This is a genomic window from Bacillus cereus group sp. RP43, assembly GCF_040459645.1.
Taxonomy (GTDB): domain Bacteria; phylum Bacillota; class Bacilli; order Bacillales; family Bacillaceae_G; genus Bacillus_A; species Bacillus_A mycoides_C.
Genome location: NZ_JARVHQ010000001.1, coordinates 484,904 through 502,427 on the forward strand (window position 1 = coordinate 484,904; position 17,524 = coordinate 502,427).

Below are 17,524 nucleotides of genomic sequence, written 5' to 3' on the forward strand. Positions count from 1 at the left end.
AGGGACACACCAACATGGCGAAGCAACTGCCAGATATCGGCGATTATAAGTATGGTTTCAAAGACAAAGACGTTTCGATTTTCCGTGCTGGACGCGGTTTAACAAAAGAGATCGTTGAAGAGATTTCACGTATGAAAGAAGAACCACAGTGGATGTTAGACTTCCGTTTAAAATCACTGGATAAGTTCTATGAAATGCCAATGCCACAATGGGGCGGCGACTTAAACGACTTAGATTTCGATGAAATTACGTACTACGTAAAACCATCTGAGAAATCGGAGAAGTCTTGGGATGAAGTACCTGAGGAAATTAAAGCGACATTTGATAAATTAGGTATTCCTGAAGCTGAGCAAAAATATTTAGCTGGTGTATCTGCACAGTACGAATCTGAAGTTGTATACCACAACATGAAAGAAGACCTAGAAGCTCTAGGAATCGTCTTCAAAGATACAGATAGCGCATTAAAAGAGAACGAAGATATTTTCCGCGAGCATTTCGGAAAAATAATCCCACCAACAGACAACAAATTCTCTGCATTAAACTCTGCAGTTTGGTCTGGTGGATCATTCATCTACGTTCCAAAAGGTATTAAAGTTGATACACCACTTCAAGCGTATTTCCGTATTAACTCTGAAAATATGGGACAATTCGAGCGTACGCTTATCATCGTAGACGAAGGCGCGCATGTACACTACGTAGAAGGTTGTACAGCACCTGTTTACACAACTAACTCACTTCATAGTGCAGTAGTTGAAATCATCATTAAGAAAGATGCATATTGCCGTTATACAACAATCCAAAACTGGGCGAACAACGTATACAACCTAGTTACAAAACGTGCGGTTTGTGAAGAAAACGCAACGATGGAATGGATTGACGGTAACATCGGATCTAAATTAACGATGAAATACCCAGCAGTTATCTTAAAAGGCGAAGGCGCTCGTGGTTTAACATTATCTATCGCGATTGCTGGTAAAGGCCAACACCAAGATGCTGGTGCGAAAATGATTCACTTAGCACCAAACACATCTTCAACAATCGTTTCTAAATCGATTGCGAAGCATGGTGGTAAAGTAACTTACCGTGGTATTGTACAATTCGGACCAAAAGCGAAAAACTCTCGTTCTAACATCGAGTGTGACACGTTAATCATGGATAACCAGTCTACATCTGATACAATTCCTTATAACGAAATCAAAAACGATTACGTTTCACTTGAGCATGAAGCGAAAGTATCTAAAGTATCAGAAGAACAATTATTCTACCTAATGAGCCGCGGTATTTCTGAGCAAGAAGCTACAGAAATGATCGTAATGGGCTTCATCGAGCCATTCACTCGCGAACTTCCAATGGAATACGCAGTTGAAATGAACCGCCTAATCAAGTTTGAGATGGAAGGTTCTATTGGTTAATATATAAAAGTGGAAGCGGCTCGTTCAGAATGTGAGGGGGATGGAGCTTCTGACGTAGAGGCGCTTTTTGCCTCATAGGAAGAAGTGAAGCCACCGAACATTCTAGCCGCTGGAACTGGATAATATATGTATGAAGAAAGCGCCCTGCTGTGCAGGGCGCTTTTTGTGTTGTGTATTCGGGTTCGGGCAGGGATACCAAGGTGGGTGTCTAACTAAATATATCAACGATTTTTCAAATATATCGATCATAACTCGGAATATATCAACGATTATTTCAATATATCGACGTTTCGACAAGGAATATCGATTTATCGACAAAGTAAGACAAAATAAATTCCTCATATACCCCCTCAACATTTTATATGAAAAGAGATCGACTAGTGGTAAGACAAAGATACTGACAAACTCTTCAGAGAATCCGCTAAACCACTCGGAAAAACCAAAAAACCCCCCTCTGTTAAACTTTTTGACAAACCCGCCAATCCCCAAATCAAGCGCTCCACTATCTAGAATCCTTTCGCACACTAGAAAAAACAAAAGTTTTCCATATTAAAAGGGCAATCTTTTGCTTTTTCTTATAATGCGAGTACAATGTAGAATAGCAAGAAAAGACGAAAAGTATTTACAGGATTATTGCGTACGTGTAGCGTAAATGGCAGTAAGGAACTGAGAGGAGGTTTTTTCTCTGAATATAAATAAAGAAACGATCATCCACCTTTATCATACAAACGATATACATAGTCATTTTGAAAATTGGCCGCAAATTTCTCGGTTTGTACTAGGGGAGAAAAAGCGAAGACAGGAAGCGGGAGAGTCCGTTTTAACTGTGGATATTGGCGATCATGTGGATCGTTTTCATAGTATTTCGGAAGCGACAAATGGGCTTGGGAATACGAAGCTTTTAAATGAGGCGTTATATGATTATGTAACGATCGGAAATAATGAAGGAATTACATTAGCGAAGGAGCATTTGAATCGTCTGTATGATGATGCTGGGTTTGAGGTGCTCGTAGCGAATTTATTTGAAAAAGAGGGTGTACGTCCGGCGTGGGCGAAGCCTTATAAATTACATACAACGACAGATGGGATTACGATTGCCTTTATTGGATTAACGGTAGCTTATCCAGAGTTTTATCATATGTTAGATTGGCATATTGAAGATCCAATCATCCATTTAGAGTCTATTTTAGAAGAAGTTAAGGATACAGCTCACATTACGGTTGTGCTTTCTCATCTTGGAAAAAGTATGGATGAGTATATGGCGGAGCATTATGATATAGATGTTATTTTAGGGGCACATACGCACCATTTATTTGAGCGTGGCGTTCTTGTAAACGATACTTTGCTTTGCTGTTGTGAAAAGTGGGGACATTACGTCGGTCACGTTCAGCTTACTGTGGATAAAGAGACGAAGAGACTGTTAAAAAAAGACGGTAGAGCGATTAAGGCAGAACGGTTAGGTGCTTATAGCGAGCCGTTATCCACAATTGAAATGCTAAAGGAAGAAAGTAAACAGATAATGGCTGAGCCTGTCGTTCATTTAAAAGAATCATTGCCAGTTGATTGGTTTAAGGAGACGACGTTTTCTCATATGTTGGCAAGTGCGCTTAAAGAGTGGTGTGATGCGGATGTTGGGATGGTGAACGCTGGTGTGCTTCTTGAGGGATTAAATGAAGGTGTTGTGACGCGCGGAGATATTCATCGAATTTGTCCACATCCAATTAATCCATGTCTATTAAAAGTACCAGGGAAAACGTTAAGAGAAGTTATTTTGAAAGCACGCCGCCCGAATATGGAGAATCTTGAGGTGAAAGGATTCGGATTTCGTGGGAAAGTAATGGGGAAAATGATTTACGATGGTTTGGAAGTGATTCCAGATATGATTCCGGGGAATAAAATTTTACTGGAGGATGTATTGATTAACGGCGAATCGCTGGAATTAGACCGTATATATACGGTAGGAACGATTGATATGTTTACATTCGGATACTTATACCCAGAGCTATCCACACTTTCTGACAAACAATATTATATGCCAGAATTACTTAGAGATGTGTTAACAGACATGTTGATAACTTATACATCTTCAGTCAAACTATAGGCTAGTTAACTTGTAACACTCATTTTTCTCTTGTCATAAAGATAAGAAAGAGAGGAGTGTGAACTATGGTTAATATAGAGCCAATTATAATTGATAACTATACGTTCATTGCTGTTAGCGTCAAACTTCCAAAGACAAATTTGCTAGCTGTAATGAGCGATAAAGGATATATTATGTGCGGTGCTTTAGATGTAGGTCTTCTAAATGAGAAATTAGGTGATCGAGGAATTATTGCTGGCCGTGCGGTTGGTGTAAGAACGATTGAACAGCTTCTTGAAGCACCGCTGGAATCAGTAACAATTGAAGCCGAAGCTTTAGGCATTCCGGTAGGCACAATCGGAAAAGATGCACTATTAAAAATGAGATAAGCATATATCGTCCCTCTTTCTTGCATAGAAATAATATAAGAAGGAGGGTTTTCTTATGAGCATATTTCGTTCGAAAAATTCGCGGTTTCGAAGGGGACCGATTTCCTTTCGGTATATACTGCTTATTTCGTTTATCATTTTTATCATAATGGTAGTTCAAGGATTATGGATTGTAAATAAAAGTATTCAGCCAACATTAATTAAGTATGGGGAAACAGAGACGCATAAAATGGCAACAGCAGTTATGACGAAAGCGGTAAAAGACCGAATTAATGAAGGGTTTGATGTAGATTCATTAATGAAAGTACAAACGGATAGGAACGGGAAGGTATCTACAATTGATTTAAATACAAAACAAGTAAATGAAATATTAACATCGACTACTGCATACATAGAAAAATATTTACAACAAGTAGAAAAAGGGGATACGAAAGCACTTGGTATTTTTGAAGAGAATGGGGTATCTATGTCAGTTCCTTTTGGGCGCATAACTGATAATGCGCTTCTTGGTAATATAGGACCGGATATTCCGATTAATTTTACGCCAATTGGTCATGTGAATACGGATATTAAACAGTTAGTTGAGCCACAAGGAATTAATAATACAGCGATCAAAATTATTATGGAAGTGGAAGTGACGTTACAAGTTATGATTCCGTTACGCACGAAAGAAATTAAGGTGAAGCAAAACATTCCGATTGCAACGCGCATCGTTCAAGGTGAGGTGCCTACTTATTACGGAAGTGGCGGGGTTGTTGTACCAGATAAAAAGAAAACGGATAGTTAGTGAATATAAAGTGAAACTTTAATCAGTGGGGGGCTTCGTCCCCCACTGATTATTAGCCTTCACCAATCGGGCTTTTACGGGCAGCCAGACCCCCACCGAACTTCTTTGCCTTCGCTGAATTTTGAGGTAGGGGTCTTACTGCCCGCAAATAGTGGGATAAAAAATAACCGTAGCAATTCGCTACGGTTATCGTTTTGTATTTGCTCGTTCTTTTCGTTCCCAAAGGCTTAAATGCATATATGGATCGAAAGCCCATTCTGTATAGCCATTGTCTTTATACATGCCGAAATGTAAGTGGGGCGGGAATTTTCCAGCTGTGCCAGGAGGACCATAACCAGTACTACCGACAAATCCGATTACTTTTCCTGGCTCGACAATTTGTCCGAGCTGTATTTCCTTAGAGAACCCGCCTAAATGAGCGTAATAGTGATAATTATTATGAAGGTCACGAATACCAATGCGCCATCCGCCAAGACGATTCCATCCTTTTGTTTCAATAACGCCATAGCAAGTTGATCGTACTGGTACGCCATATCCAGCAAAAATATCGGTTCCTTCATGAATCCTCCTGCCGCCAAAGCTTCTACCAGCACCGAAAGTACTACGGTAGCTATGATCACTACGAATTGGGAGAGGGAAAGCATTTCCTTCTAAATTAATACGTCCATAATGTTTATAAATTCGGGCGTATTCTGTAATTAATTCAACTGTTTTTGCACGTCTATAATATTCCCAAAGCATAATGTTAATATGGTCTTCTGACGTTCCTTGTTTCTTTAAAATAGTTGCTGCTGTATGCAGAAGATCACGGTCGTTATTTGAATTTGCAAATCCATCTTTGTCACCATCTAAACCCATTCCGCCAAATAGAGAAATCGTATGGGGGAGAGTATCGTTACTATTAACAGGTCCAGCCCATATTTCAGGTTTGAAATAAAGGGAAATGATGGCATCTGGTTTTTTCGGAATATCCTTTCTTACGCTCCGTATGTTTCTTTCGTATTGATCCATTGCAGCTAAGTAATACCACGGAATGCCTGAAGATTGCTCAGTTTCTTTATATAGTGCCATGCGCTTTTCATATATGCTTTGCTGATTATCTTCACCGTAAGCGATGTTTTGGTGGAGAAGAAAGCAAATCGAAAGCAAAAGAGAAATTTTTCGAAGCATGAAATAGACTCCTTTCACAACATCACTCTTTTTAGTGTGGGATATACGGAGTATTTCATTATAGGGAACGATTGGAAAAAATCTTAGAATCTTCATTTGAGCAAATCGCTTTCATACGTTAGAATAGATATGTTACATTGAAAGAAGCGAACACGGTAAACTATTTCATATTGTGCGGAGTTGATAACCATGACAAAACAAACAGAATATAAGCGCAAGCCCGAATGGTTGAAAATTAAGTTAAACACGAATGAAAACTATACAGGCTTAAAGAAAATGATGCGTTCTAAGAATCTTCATACAGTTTGTGAAGAAGCGAAATGTCCGAATATTCATGAATGCTGGGCTGTAAGGAAAACAGCAACATTTATGATCTTAGGTGCGGTTTGTACACGTGCTTGTCGTTTTTGTGCGGTTAAAACAGGCTTACCAACTGAGCTTGATTTACAAGAACCAGAACGCGTAGCAGATTCTGTAGTACAAATGGGCTTAAAGCACGTTGTTATAACAGCGGTTGCACGTGATGATTTAAAAGACGGGGGAGCAGCTGTTTTCGCTGAAACAGTACGCGCTGTACGTCGTAAAAATCCATTCACGTCTATCGAAGTATTACCATCTGATATGGGTGGGGTAGAAGAAAACTTAAAAATGTTAATGGATGCAAAACCAGATATTTTGAACCATAACATTGAAACAGTACGTCGATTATCTAACCGAGTTCGCGCTAGAGCAAAATATGACCGTTCATTAGAGTTTTTACGTCGAGCAAAAGAAATGCAGCCTGATATTCCAACTAAATCGAGCATTATGGTGGGCTTAGGTGAAACGAGAGAAGATTTAATTGAAGCAATGGATGACTTACGTGCAAACAATGTGGATATTTTAACTCTTGGACAATACCTACAACCATCTAAGAAGCATTTACCAGTTCTTAAATATTATCCACCAGCAGAATTTGCAGAGCTTAAAGAAATTGCACTTAGCAAAGGATTTAGCCACTGTGAAGCTGGTCCACTTGTACGTTCTTCTTATCATGCGGACGAGCAAGTACGTTCTGCAAAAGAAAAAGTGGCAGAAGCGAAATAAAGAAAAAAGAGAGCTAATGATTAGCTCTCTTTTTTCTTATACTCTAAAACTGTATTTTGACACGTTGATAAAATTCTTTTTAATTCTTCTGTGGATAATTCAATTGTAAATTCAGGTACACCAGGTGTGATTAAAACTTTCTTGTAAGTATAAATTGAACTGTCCACAATAATCGTTACATCTTGTGAATAACCGAAAGGAGCTACACATCCTGGCATGCAACCAGTCTCTTCTCTTAGCTCATCAGGAGAACAGAGAGATAAGCTTTCTCCTGTTATTTCTTTCATCTCTCCTCGGTTGAGGCGAGTTCCCTCTAACGTAAACAATACGTAATACGCCCCGGCTTTTGATTTTAAAAATAAGCTTTTACTTGGCGTACCTTGTAAGCCGAGCCTTTCACGAACGATTCGATCAGTCTCATAGTCAAGTACTGGTTCGTGTTCAAATTTTTCATAAGAAGCATTTGTTTTATGTAGTAAAGAAAGTACGTCTTCGTACATATTGAATGATACCCCTCTCTATGTTTACTGCAGCCTACCATATCTTCTCGCGGTGTCAACTGAATGTATTGGAAAGGGATATTACTTGGATGGCGCTTCCCATAATCGTTTTATGATAGATTGTTCATCAAGTGTAACTTCATAAATATCAGGATTCGTTAAAGTTTTCCATGTGTCAAAGCCAATAGTATGATCAAAGTGCTTTAAAATTAATGTGAGTAAGTTGCCATGTGTAACGAGTAATGTTGTGTCATGCTCTAGTTTTAAAACTTCCTGAATAAGTGAGATGGCGCGATCCATCGCTTGTTTTGTTGACTCTCCGCCCGAAAAGGCAATATCTATATTGGTAAAAGTGTATTCTAGTTTTTGAAGCCAATCATCCATTGAAACAGTGCTTAATATGCGTTCTGCTAACCGTTCATCTTCTTGAATAGATAAATTAGCTTGGAGGGCATATGGCCGAATAGAATCGATAGCTCGGACAAATGGGCTTGAAATAATATGTTCTATTTGTAGATGATTTTCTATGAGGAATGTAGCAAGGCTGTTTGCTTGGTCTCTTCCTACGTTTGTTAATTCGGCATTACGTTCTTGCCCAGTTGCTGAACAATGCCTGATTACAATAATTTTTTTCATATTTCATCCCCATCTTTCAAGTTGACGATATATACTTCGACAAATGTGGAAAAAATTCCTTTTTATTGGAAAGGGCATAGTGATCTAAGTATGTGGAAAAGTAATGTGGATAAATGAAAATTTGAGGTGCAATTATGAAAAAAATGATATGTATCGTATTCATGATTTGTTTTCTTACGCAATTGTCCACAACATATGCACAATCAAATCAAGAATTAGAATACCCGAGCAATCAAAATAAATCGTTTGTGAATGAAAATCTATTTTATGAACAGTTAGATAAGAAGGTCTATAAGGAATACAAAAATGCTTCGTATAGTGTTCGAAAGAAAATTTTATGGAAAGAAGTACAAGATGCAGAATTTACCTTCCGACAAAAAACAGCTGTCGGCTGTCGTAGTAGAGTGGTGATTCAAGATTCGTTTGTTCATCCAGATCGCCAAGTTTATTTTTTTGGTTCCTTTTCTCAAGATGAAGTAGATGAGTTTCATAAGTACATCGTTATAGATGCAGAAACAAAGAGGGAGCTGCGAGGGGGGAAAAGTTATCATCACTACGATAATCCATATAAAAAATAACCCACCAACTGGTGGGTTATTTTTACTCCGGCACACTCACTAATTTCTCTTTCATTTTACGAATAAGAATGAAACCACCAATCGCGAAGAGAAGAGTAATTCCTTCTGCTACAAAGATGTTAATCATTTTTGTTTGGTAAAGTGCTGCGAAAAAGTCTACAAGTGCGTGGAATAGTATAGCGTATACGAGGAAAATGTATTTCTTTTGTTTTACTGCGTATACGACAAGCATTGTAAAAGCAATTTGCAGAACGAGTGCCATAATTCTTTCTAAGCTACCAAGTAAGTATAAATAGGCAGGTTGCTCTATTAACAAGTCCTTGATATGGCTCAACTGTGGGTATTGTTCAACCATTTGAGCGAAGCTACCATTGTTAATAGATGTTGCAAAGGTAAGGGTTTGAAGCCCAGCGAATCCGCCGACTAAAATCGATTCAATACCGCCGTGCCCAATTCCGTACGCAAGACCGTCTTTATAATCTCGATATTTTTTCAGTAAGTAGTAAAAGGCAACGAAACGACCTAGTTCTTCAAAAATACCAGCAGTTAGTCCGCCGAAAATCGAAAAGATAAATGGGTTCTTTAAAAACTCAGCTGTTGTGGGATTACCACGCATGAATAATTGGAATGGTGTTTCGAGAATTTGGGTAAACCCGATAAAGATAAGGACACCAACGCCAACTATTTTCAAATTAATATTATATTTCTTACGGAAATAAACGAGTACAATAATTGGGACCAGAATCGAAACAATGAGTTGAAATATGATGCTGGCAATTACAGTATTTGAAACCATACTTTCACCGCTTTCTAATGTATGTACATATATATTATGCATGAAATGTAGGAGAATGTGGAGAGATGAATCTTTCAAAAACAAAATGAAATTTTTATTGACTCTAACGTTGCGTCATACTTTATCGTATGTATTAAGGGGGAGATACGCATGACAATGAGGGTAAAAGAAGTAGCTAATTTAGTTGGAATTAGTGTGCGCACACTGCATCATTACGATGAAATTGGGTTGTTAACCCCAGATGAGACGACAGAGTCTGGATATCGTCTGTATTCCAATGAAAATTTAGAAACGTTGCAGCAAATTTTATTTTTTAAAGAGCTTGGCTTCCCTTTAAAGAAGATTAAGGAAATTATCATGAGTCCTTCATTCGACCGCAAAGAGGCATTACAGCTTCATAAGAAAATGCTTCTTGAAAAGCGAGCTAGATTGGATAAAGTGATAGCGACGATTAATAAAACCATTCAGCATACAAAAGGAGAGATTGAAATGACGAATAAAGAGAAATTTGAAGGATTCGATTTCAGCCATAACCCATATGAAGAAGAAGCACGTGAAAGATGGGGAGATACAGCTGTAGATGAAGCGAATAAAACAGCGAAGGGTATGTCTACAGAGAAACAGGAGGAGTTTAATAATATTTATAGAAAGCTAGCAACACTTCGAAATGGAGCACCTGATTCTAAAGAGGCGCAAGAAGCAATTGGAGTATGGTACGATTACTTGCAAAACTTTGGTGAATATTCATTAGAGGCCTTTAAGGGACTCGGTCAAATGTATGTTGCTGATGAGCGCTTTACGAAAAATATTGATAAGTTCGGCGGGGGATTAGCTCAGTTTATGTGTGATGCGATGGAGGTTTATGCGGATCGTAAGAAATAGTAAAAAGGTGGAGGTTTTCTCCACCTTTTTATTTTTTTATCATATCATTTAAAGTTTGATCCCCCGTATTGTTCAAATGAGGATTATCGCTCATTTCACGTTTTAACATATCAAGACTTTGTTCATATTCTTTATCGTTTAAGCTACCTGATTGAAGACCTTGAATTTGAGAAATCAACTTTTGGTTTGTTGATACATATGCTTTATAATAGCGTGGGACGATGGACAAAGCTGTTTTATATACTTGATCTGTTACGAGTTTCGGATCCGTTGTGTTTGCACGGTATACAACGAACACTTCGTCATCGGTAACGAGTGTAGCGGCATTGGTGACGTCAGGAAGTTTGACTGTCATGCTCGTAATCATTTCTGCGACTTTCTCACGGTTAATAGTGCCTACTTGTTTGTTAGATACGTCATTCTTCTGTTTAGAAGAATAACCGACTCTCGTGAGTCTTGTATTTGTGTTTTCCGTATGATACATGTCGTTTTTGTTGGAAACAAGAACACGACTTCCTTCTTCACGCTCCATTTCGGCTTTATTAGTTGATTGGCAGCCTGCAAATAAGGAAAGAGTGAGAAGAGAGAGTATAATTTGCTTTTTCACGATGTATCACCTCCTTCTCCATAGCATGCACTAATTTTCAATTTTTTGTATTTGAAATTGTTGGTTGTTATGCTTTGTGATACGATAAAAAGAAGAATGCTTAGAGAGGAAGTTCATAATGGAGCAAAAGCAAGAGATTCATACTACGGTGAGCGTTAATAATGTTCAGTACGAAGTAATTAAAAACTTTCGTGACGGTTTTAGTGAAGAAGCATTTAAAGAGCGTTATGCAGAAATTTTAAATAAATATGATTATATCGTTGGGGACTGGGGTTATGAGCAACTTAGATTGCGCGGTTTCTTTGATGATAGTAATCAACGTTCGACATATGATACGAAAATTAGTACTTTATCAGAGTATTTATACGAGTACTGTAACTTCGGTTGTGCACACTTCGTATTACGAAAAGTGAAGAAATAAAAAAATCCTCTTACAATTGTAAGAGGATTTTTTCATAACAATTATACCAATTATGAGGAGGCTGTTTACTTGAAAAGTAAACAGCACCTCGGCAAATATAATTGTTTTTTTCGTATAGGCTTAATGAAACGGGATTACTTGTAAAGCAATCTAGGCGTATTCCTTTGTAGCCCACCTGTCTTGCTTCGCTTTCCCAAAAGGATAATAGTACTTTACTATATCCTTTTCCTTGCGCGAGGGGATGGATGACAAAAGAGTGGACGATAAGAAATCGTCCATCTGTTTCTGACCAATCAATTAGTTCGTATTCCGGAGATTGCCATTCGTTTAACACGACAGCACCAACGAGTGCATCATCCTCAAACAGGCAATACAGTTCACCTTGTTTTAAATGATAGGAAATATGTTCTCGCGACGGATAAGAATCATCCCATTGATAAATTTGGTTTTGTAAGAGTAATTCTTTGCATGCTGTATACATTACATCTAAGTTATTCAATAAATCAATCGTACCTTTTCTCACCGTTAACATGGGAGTCCTCCTTACAAACAAATTGAAATGTGATCACCTTCAGAAAGCGTTTTGTTTGGTTTCATTTGTTGTCCATTTAGTTGGATATACCCATTTTTAATTTTCTCCACAATGAGTGCACGGCTCCAATCTGAAATATATGTGGATAACACTTTATCAATCCTGTGGGAACCAAAAACGATGTCTAATACGATCGTTATTTCGGCTATACCACTTTCTTTGTATTGTGTAATGGAAATGGTAGTACTTGTTTCAGTTTGTTCTTGCTGAGTCATATTGACAGTTTCAACGTGATCAGTAAATGATTTATAAATGTGAAGCTTTTGGTTCCACGTATGATCTTTCGGACACTTATAAATTGCAAACCGGTATATATTTTTTCCGTTTGCGTTATGCCTGCGAATATTCGTATCAGTAAAAAGGGTAGTACGCCTACAATTTTTACAATATTTTTCGATTGTGGATAACTTATTTTCATATAAACTCCAAGAAAGTTGTACTTTCTGCATTTTCCTTCACCTCTTATATTAGTGGCAAAGGAACGTAATACAGCTATTTGGATGTCTTGTAGTATGAAGACATAAGAAGTAGACAAAAATAAAAAGAGGTTCCCCCAAGAGGAACCTCCGTAAACATCATACTACAGATGCGTTACGTTCCTTTGTAATGGGAATGGGCAGACTACTCCCTTGAAAAAGCACGGTGCTTTTTTGAGAGTAATGCTATCCAATTGCTGGTCCATTACAAAGTAAATGTTGGCATACGTAGATAACGTCCTTTCTATCCAAATAGATTTGTTTATAAGTATAACACAGAAGATTGAAAATTCAAAATTTAAATCGTAAAAAAACACCAGCTAAAATCGCTGGTGCACCAGATAAATTATATAAGTTCAAATAAAAATGAGCGTAATTCTTCTGCATTTTCTTCAGACATAGAAAATGCATGCTCTAAGTAGCCTGGTTCGTTTAAATCGTCAGGACCGATGATAGCAAATTTGTTGCTCTGCATATCAAGGACTATCGTTTTACCGTAATGACGATCGGAGTATAGAAGCGCTAAATCATGACGCTCATTTTCCCCCATAAAGCTAACGAAACGAGTTTTTGTAGCGACTGTATCGTCGTACAGAAAGAAACGTTCTTCCATACACATGGCTCCTTTATTAAATATCTAAGTTTAAGTGTGGCTTATGGTCTAAATGGTGGTGCGTTTTAATAAATCGTACCGTTCTTGTTTTGTAACGCATAACGATAGAATATGTTTCAGCTAAATCTCCACCTAGGAATTTCACGCCGTCTAATAACTCACCAGCAGATACACCTGTTGCTGAGAAGATTGCGTCATCACCAGATACTAAGTCATCTAACATAAGAAGTTGACGAGGATCTTCTAATCCCATTTCACGACAACGAGCTTCTTCTTCTTCGTTCATTGGAACTAAGCGCGCTTGCATTTCACCTTCAAGACATTTTAATGCTGCTGCAGAAATAACGCCTTCTGGAGCTCCACCAACACCTACGAATAAGTCGATACCTGTCCCAGGTAAAGCTGTAGCGATTGATGCACCAACATCTCCATCACCAAATAGTTTTACGCGTGCACCTTTTGCACGAACACGGTCAATAATCTCTTGATGACGTTCACGTTCTTGGATGATAACCGTTAGGTCACGAATTTTTTTATTGTTTGCTTCTGCTACAATTTCAATTGTTTTTTCAATTGGATCATCTAAGCTAATTTTACCAGCTGCTTTTGGACCAACCGCAATTTTTTCCATGTACATATCCGGAGCATGAAGAAGGTTTCCTTTATCTGCGATTGCGATAACTGCCATTGCATTTGCAAGGCCTTTCGCAACGATGTTTGTACCTTCTAATGGGTCAACAGCGATATCTACTTCTGGACCGTTACCTGTTCCTAGTTCTTCACCAATATACAACATCGGTGCTTCATCAAGTTCTCCTTCACCGATTACAACTGTACCTGCCATGTTTACTGAATCGAACATATCACGCATAGCTGTAGTTGCTGCATCATCTGCTTCGTTTTTCTTTCCGCGGCCCATCCACTGTGCGGATGCTAAGGCTGCTGCTTCTGTTACACGGACAATTTCTAGTGCGAGTTCACGTTCCAAGGTTGCATTCCTCCAATTTCAAAAATCATACAAATATAACTATAACAAATAACGAGGAAAAGGTGAATTCGAAAAATTGTCGATTTTTTCAGAAGAAAGCGTTACAATTAAAATGTAAATGCTTTAATTTCCAGGTAGGTGACATTCATGTACTTCGTAGACAGAAAGAAAATAGAACAAATGCTAGTATGTTTAGAACGAGCAATAAATACATTTCAAGAGAAAAAGACATATGAAACCGAGTTTGAATTTTACGCATTAGAGCGTATGTCGCATCTTATTATCGATTGTATATTAGATGTAGGAAATGCGATGATTGATGGATTTATTATGCGCGATCCAGGAAGTTACGAAGATATTATTGATATTTTAATGGATGAGAGAGTTATAAGTGGAGAAGAGGGAGCGCGTATTAAAGAGATTATTCTTCTTCGAAAAATGCTTACGCAAGATTATATTCAAATGAATCATGATGAATTATATAAGACGATTCAAAAACATATCGGCGTGGTAGAGAAATACCCAGCGAATATTCACAGTTATTTAGAAAAGGAATTAGGGCCTGTATCTGCATTTGTACCAGAATAATTGTGCTTATAAGATCCCCGGGAATTCCTTTGGGGATCTTATATTGTATATGAGAAAAGGGAGAAGGGCGAGTTATGGGGCAAGCACGTACGACGAAAGAAGAGATTGTACAATTGTTGAAGGTTAAGGGCGAGCATACTGTAGCAGAATTAGCCGAAGTTTTAGAAATTACGGAAATGGCAATCCGAAGGCATTTAAGTAATCTTGAGAAAGATGAGCTAATTTATTCAAAGATGCTAAGGCAGCATGTTGGACGACCAACATATTTGTATGGATTAAGTCAAAAGGGAGAAGATACATTCCCGAAAGAATATAAGCAGTTTGCTATTGAAATGCTAGATGATTTAGCTCGAATGGGCGATGAAAAAATACTTCGTTACGTTTTACAAGAGAGAACGAAACGAATGGAAGAGCAGTTGCAAAAGAAGATAAGCAATCAAAGTAGTTTAGCGTATAAAGTACAGGAAATAGCTGCTATTCAAGAGAAAAATGGTTATATGGTTCAAATAAAGAGAGATGGGGAACGCTCTTTCATACTTGAAAAGCAAAACTGTCCGTTAAAGGAAATAGCGGAGAAATTCCCACAAGTGTGTGAAGATGAAAAAGATATGTACAAGCGGTTATTTACAGGTGCAAATGTGAAGACGTTAACGAACATGTGCGTGGGCGATTGTAATTGTTCGTACCAAATAAAAGAGAAAAAATGAACGTTATGGGACGCTTTAGGGTAAAGCGTTTTTTTCTTTTGAAAAAGGGGTTAATATAAGAGTGGTATGATAGATGAGAACGTTAGCATAGAAGGAGAGACAAACAGATGTATAAAGGCTATTTAATTGACTTAGACGGTACAATGTATCGCGGTGAAGAGCAAATTGAAGAAGCAAGCGACTTCGTAAAAGCATTAGGGGAGCGCGGTATTCCATACTTATTCGTTACAAATAACTCAACTCGTAAACCAGAACAAGTGGCAGAAAAACTTGTTCGTTTCGATATTCCAGCGAAAGCGGAGCAAGTATTCACAACGAGCATGGCTACAGCGAACTTTATTTATGAGCGAAAACAAGATGCAACTGTATATATGATTGGTGAAGAGGGCTTACACGCTGCTCTTGTGGAAAAAGGATTTGAACTTGTGGATGAAAATCCTGATTTCGTCGTTGTTGGTTTAGATCGCGATATCACATATGAAAAGTTAGCAAAAGCATGTCTTGCTGTGCGTAACGGTGCAACGTTTATTTCCACAAATGGGGATATTGCAATTCCGACTGAGCGAGGGTTATTACCAGGTAACGGTTCATTAACATCAGTTGTTGCAGTATCAACAGGTGTAGATCCAATCTTTATCGGAAAACCAGAATCCATCATTATGGAACAGGCTTTAAAAGTGCTTGGCATAGGAAAAGAAGAAGCTTTAATGGTTGGGGATAACTACGATACAGATATTTTAGCGGGGATAAATGCTAGTATGCATACCCTTCTTGTCCACACTGGAGTAACAACTGTGGAGAAATTAACAGAATACGAAGTACAACCGACGCAAGTTGTGCATAACTTGACGGAGTGGATTGAGAAGATGTAATGAAATGCAGGTAACCGGAAAAGGTTGCCTGTTTTTTTATGCACAATTGCATATGTACTACAGTTATATAAAATGTAGAATTTATATGTATTGATATAAAAAGGGGAGGGAATAAGAGTGTACTGGATGTCATGCATTATGTTTGTTTTTGCATTATGTGTTTTGTTCTTTGTTCTATGGAAGATATATAAAATAAATGCAATGAAAAAAAGCGCGGGAAAACTTATTGCAACATATCCTCGGGTGAAACGACGTTGGATTGCATCACTTGGACCGGTGTATTTCATCGGACAATGTATGTATACATATGCTCAGTACGTAAGTGGCGATATTGATACAGGTGAACAGTTTCTCGTTCAGTCAGGTAGTTATGCTGTAGCAAGTTGTTTTATGACTTTAATAGCTATCCATCTGATTAAAAGTGTACAAATATATGAAAAAGGTGTAATAGACGGATTGAACTTTTATTCATACGAAGAATTAAAAGGCTATAAAACATCAACATGGGAAAATCCAAAAGAAAATATATTTTTATATCGCGGGCGAGAAAAAATAAATGACAATGTAAATTTACTTATTAGACAGGAAGATATGAATGAATTAGAAAGCATTCTTCAAAGATATATCCCGAAATTGATAATGAAATAAAAACTCCGGTTGTTATAACCGGAGTTTTTTTTATTAAAACGCACGATTCACTACGTCTTTAACTTCTTCAAGATATTGTTTACGCACACTGTCATCCACAGAAGGAACACTTGTATAGAATGTATGCTCAATTGTTTCAATGCCCGTAAATTCAAAAATACCAACATCCGCTGTTTTCTTCATTGCGTCAAACATACCGCCTGCTGTGTATGCTTCTTTTGTATTTCCCATTGTAGATAATAATAATCCTTTTTTACCGCTTAATAACTTTTCAATGCCATTTTCACCGTAAGCATAAGCGAAGCCGTGGCTAAATACACGGTCAACATATCCTTTTAAAATAGCAGGAAGTCCTGCCCACCAAACGGGGTAAATGAATGTAATGCTATCAGCCCAAGAGATATGCTCTTGTTCTTCTTTAATATCTTCTGGTGTATTTCCTTGAGAAAATGAGGTGAAATCGGAAGCACCTAATACTGGATTGAAATTTAATTCGTATAGATCACGAACGCGTACTTCATGCCCTTTTCCTTCTAATTCACTTTTTACAGTTTCTAAAATAGCATGGTTGAAGCTTTCTGTATTCGGATGTGCATAAACGATTACATGTTTCATTTTTCTTCCTCCTAATTGTGGATATGTGAATAGTTTTTATATATTCGTGTAACTATTATGGTTACTTTCGTTGCGAGAATC

General features: G+C 37.8%; 22 protein-coding genes. 12 read left to right on the forward strand and 10 right to left on the reverse strand.

Features of this window, described 5'->3' with window-relative positions:
* Positions 1-14 precede the first annotated feature (14 nt).
* The 4 genes from sufB to yunB all read left to right on the forward strand — a co-directional run bounded on the left by sufB (position 15) and on the right by yunB (position 4,668).
* Positions 15-1,412: a Fe-S cluster assembly protein SufB gene (sufB, locus tag QCI75_RS02410; protein WP_070145358.1), complete on the forward strand. Its 1,398-nt coding sequence runs from the start codon at positions 15-17 to the stop codon at positions 1,410-1,412.
* Positions 1,413-2,121: 709 nt separating this feature from the next.
* Positions 2,122-3,513 (forward strand): bifunctional metallophosphatase/5'-nucleotidase, encoded by a 1,392-nt coding sequence (locus tag QCI75_RS02415; protein WP_353761483.1) that lies wholly within the window; start codon positions 2,122-2,124, stop codon positions 3,511-3,513.
* 65 nt (positions 3,514-3,578) lie between these two features.
* A complete protein-coding gene (locus tag QCI75_RS02420; RefSeq protein WP_070145356.1) occupies positions 3,579-3,881 on the forward strand; it encodes a YunC family protein in 303 nt (100 codons plus the stop codon).
* Between the two features lie 55 nt (positions 3,882-3,936).
* Positions 3,937-4,668 (forward strand): sporulation protein YunB, encoded by a 732-nt coding sequence (yunB, locus tag QCI75_RS02425; protein ID WP_144505369.1) that lies wholly within the window; start codon positions 3,937-3,939, stop codon positions 4,666-4,668.
* Positions 4,669-4,854: 186 nt separating this feature from the next.
* Here the strand turns inward: yunB and QCI75_RS02430 are convergent, their stop codons facing one another.
* On the reverse strand, positions 4,855-5,838 hold the full coding sequence (locus QCI75_RS02430; RefSeq protein WP_144505368.1) for a M23 family metallopeptidase: 984 nt from the start codon (positions 5,836-5,838) through the stop codon (positions 4,855-4,857).
* Positions 5,839-6,027: 189 nt separating this feature from the next.
* On the opposite strand from QCI75_RS02430, the gene lipA reads away from it, so the two are divergent.
* Entirely contained in the window at positions 6,028-6,924 is an 897-nt protein-coding gene (gene lipA, locus QCI75_RS02435) for a lipoyl synthase (RefSeq protein ID WP_000166376.1), read from the forward strand.
* Between the two features lie 20 nt (positions 6,925-6,944).
* Here the strand turns inward: lipA and QCI75_RS02440 are convergent, their stop codons facing one another.
* Positions 6,945-7,424: a YbaK/EbsC family protein gene (locus QCI75_RS02440; protein WP_353759936.1), complete on the reverse strand. Its 480-nt coding sequence runs from the start codon at positions 7,422-7,424 to the stop codon at positions 6,945-6,947.
* 81 nt (positions 7,425-7,505) lie between these two features.
* Entirely contained in the window at positions 7,506-8,060 is a 555-nt protein-coding gene (locus QCI75_RS02445; RefSeq protein WP_144505366.1) for a histidine phosphatase family protein, read from the reverse strand.
* 134 nt (positions 8,061-8,194) lie between these two features.
* On the opposite strand from QCI75_RS02445, the gene QCI75_RS02450 reads away from it, so the two are divergent.
* The gene (locus QCI75_RS02450; RefSeq protein ID WP_144505365.1) at positions 8,195-8,638 is read left to right on the forward strand and encodes a hypothetical protein; all 444 of its coding nucleotides are present in this window, start codon (positions 8,195-8,197) and stop codon (positions 8,636-8,638) included.
* A 22-nt stretch (positions 8,639-8,660) separates the two neighbouring features.
* Here the strand turns inward: QCI75_RS02450 and QCI75_RS02455 are convergent, their stop codons facing one another.
* Complete coding sequence (locus tag QCI75_RS02455) at positions 8,661-9,476, reverse strand: YhfC family intramembrane metalloprotease (protein WP_144505364.1); 816 nt, start codon at positions 9,474-9,476, stop codon at positions 8,661-8,663.
* A 108-nt stretch (positions 9,477-9,584) separates the two neighbouring features.
* Between QCI75_RS02455 and QCI75_RS02460 the strand changes: the two genes are divergently transcribed.
* Positions 9,585-10,316: a MerR family transcriptional regulator gene (locus QCI75_RS02460; protein ID WP_353759937.1), complete on the forward strand. Its 732-nt coding sequence runs from the start codon at positions 9,585-9,587 to the stop codon at positions 10,314-10,316.
* Between the two features lie 28 nt (positions 10,317-10,344).
* On the opposite strand, the gene QCI75_RS02465 is transcribed toward QCI75_RS02460, so the two are convergent.
* Positions 10,345-10,923: a YhcN/YlaJ family sporulation lipoprotein gene (locus tag QCI75_RS02465; RefSeq protein WP_144505362.1), complete on the reverse strand. Its 579-nt coding sequence runs from the start codon at positions 10,921-10,923 to the stop codon at positions 10,345-10,347.
* Between the two features lie 118 nt (positions 10,924-11,041).
* Between QCI75_RS02465 and QCI75_RS02470 the strand changes: the two genes are divergently transcribed.
* Positions 11,042-11,344 (forward strand): YutD family protein, encoded by a 303-nt coding sequence (locus QCI75_RS02470; protein WP_000435944.1) that lies wholly within the window; start codon positions 11,042-11,044, stop codon positions 11,342-11,344.
* 10 nt (positions 11,345-11,354) lie between these two features.
* On the opposite strand, the gene QCI75_RS02475 is transcribed toward QCI75_RS02470, so the two are convergent.
* The 4 genes from QCI75_RS02475 to glpX form a co-directional block, all read right to left on the reverse strand.
* Positions 11,355-11,876: a GNAT family N-acetyltransferase gene (locus tag QCI75_RS02475; protein WP_144505361.1), complete on the reverse strand. Its 522-nt coding sequence runs from the start codon at positions 11,874-11,876 to the stop codon at positions 11,355-11,357.
* An 11-nt stretch (positions 11,877-11,887) separates the two neighbouring features.
* Positions 11,888-12,385 carry a cytoplasmic protein gene (locus QCI75_RS02480; RefSeq protein WP_144505360.1) on the reverse strand — a complete coding sequence of 166 codons (498 nt, stop codon included), beginning with the start codon at positions 12,383-12,385 and terminating at the stop codon, positions 11,888-11,890.
* Positions 12,386-12,758: 373 nt separating this feature from the next.
* Positions 12,759-13,025, reverse strand: coding sequence for a DUF3055 domain-containing protein (locus QCI75_RS02485; protein ID WP_002124268.1), 267 nt, complete (start codon positions 13,023-13,025; stop codon positions 12,759-12,761).
* Positions 13,026-13,041: 16 nt separating this feature from the next.
* Entirely contained in the window at positions 13,042-14,013 is a 972-nt protein-coding gene (gene glpX, locus QCI75_RS02490) for a class II fructose-bisphosphatase (RefSeq protein ID WP_070145347.1), read from the reverse strand.
* Positions 14,014-14,160: 147 nt separating this feature from the next.
* Here glpX and QCI75_RS02495 point away from each other — a divergent pair, with 147 nt between their 5' ends.
* From QCI75_RS02495 to QCI75_RS02510, 4 genes are all read left to right on the forward strand, one after another.
* Positions 14,161-14,601, forward strand: a complete 441-nt coding sequence (locus tag QCI75_RS02495) for a DUF86 domain-containing protein (protein WP_144505358.1) — start codon at positions 14,161-14,163, stop codon at positions 14,599-14,601.
* 74 nt (positions 14,602-14,675) lie between these two features.
* On the forward strand, positions 14,676-15,308 hold the full coding sequence (locus tag QCI75_RS02500) for a helix-turn-helix transcriptional regulator (RefSeq protein ID WP_144505357.1): 633 nt from the start codon (positions 14,676-14,678) through the stop codon (positions 15,306-15,308).
* A gap of 107 nt (positions 15,309-15,415) precedes the next feature.
* Positions 15,416-16,180, forward strand: a complete 765-nt coding sequence (locus QCI75_RS02505; protein ID WP_098777466.1) for a TIGR01457 family HAD-type hydrolase — start codon at positions 15,416-15,418, stop codon at positions 16,178-16,180.
* 117 nt (positions 16,181-16,297) lie between these two features.
* Positions 16,298-16,828 (forward strand): iron ABC transporter substrate-binding protein, encoded by a 531-nt coding sequence (locus QCI75_RS02510; RefSeq protein WP_144505356.1) that lies wholly within the window; start codon positions 16,298-16,300, stop codon positions 16,826-16,828.
* 33 nt (positions 16,829-16,861) lie between these two features.
* Here QCI75_RS02510 and QCI75_RS02515 read toward each other — a convergent pair whose 3' ends face one another.
* Entirely contained in the window at positions 16,862-17,443 is a 582-nt protein-coding gene (locus tag QCI75_RS02515; RefSeq protein WP_144505355.1) for an NAD(P)H-dependent oxidoreductase, read from the reverse strand.
* Between the last annotated feature and the right edge of the window lie 81 nt (positions 17,444-17,524).

Coding starts and splice junctions, on each gene's coding strand:
- sufB (WP_070145358.1), top strand. CDS start 15: ATGGCGAAGCAACTGCCAGATATCGGCGATTATAAGTATGGTTTCAAA.
- QCI75_RS02420 (WP_070145356.1), top strand. CDS start 3,579: ATGGTTAATATAGAGCCAATTATAATTGATAACTATACGTTCATTGCT.
- yunB (WP_144505369.1), top strand. CDS start 3,937: ATGAGCATATTTCGTTCGAAAAATTCGCGGTTTCGAAGGGGACCGATT.
- QCI75_RS02430 (WP_144505368.1), bottom strand. CDS start 5,838: ATGCTTCGAAAAATTTCTCTTTTGCTTTCGATTTGCTTTCTTCTCCAC.
- lipA (WP_000166376.1), top strand. CDS start 6,028: ATGACAAAACAAACAGAATATAAGCGCAAGCCCGAATGGTTGAAAATT.
- QCI75_RS02440 (WP_353759936.1), bottom strand. CDS start 7,424: ATGTACGAAGACGTACTTTCTTTACTACATAAAACAAATGCTTCTTAT.
- QCI75_RS02445 (WP_144505366.1), bottom strand. CDS start 8,060: ATGAAAAAAATTATTGTAATCAGGCATTGTTCAGCAACTGGGCAAGAA.
- QCI75_RS02450 (WP_144505365.1), top strand. CDS start 8,195: ATGAAAAAAATGATATGTATCGTATTCATGATTTGTTTTCTTACGCAA.
- QCI75_RS02455 (WP_144505364.1), bottom strand. CDS start 9,476: ATGCATAATATATATGTACATACATTAGAAAGCGGTGAAAGTATGGTT.
- QCI75_RS02460 (WP_353759937.1), top strand. CDS start 9,585: ATGACAATGAGGGTAAAAGAAGTAGCTAATTTAGTTGGAATTAGTGTG.
- QCI75_RS02470 (WP_000435944.1), top strand. CDS start 11,042: ATGGAGCAAAAGCAAGAGATTCATACTACGGTGAGCGTTAATAATGTT.
- QCI75_RS02475 (WP_144505361.1), bottom strand. CDS start 11,876: ATGTTAACGGTGAGAAAAGGTACGATTGATTTATTGAATAACTTAGAT.
- QCI75_RS02480 (WP_144505360.1), bottom strand. CDS start 12,385: ATGCAGAAAGTACAACTTTCTTGGAGTTTATATGAAAATAAGTTATCC.
- QCI75_RS02485 (WP_002124268.1), bottom strand. CDS start 13,025: ATGGAAGAACGTTTCTTTCTGTACGACGATACAGTCGCTACAAAAACT.
- QCI75_RS02495 (WP_144505358.1), top strand. CDS start 14,161: ATGTACTTCGTAGACAGAAAGAAAATAGAACAAATGCTAGTATGTTTA.
- QCI75_RS02500 (WP_144505357.1), top strand. CDS start 14,676: ATGGGGCAAGCACGTACGACGAAAGAAGAGATTGTACAATTGTTGAAG.
- QCI75_RS02505 (WP_098777466.1), top strand. CDS start 15,416: ATGTATAAAGGCTATTTAATTGACTTAGACGGTACAATGTATCGCGGT.
- QCI75_RS02515 (WP_144505355.1), bottom strand. CDS start 17,443: ATGAAACATGTAATCGTTTATGCACATCCGAATACAGAAAGCTTCAAC.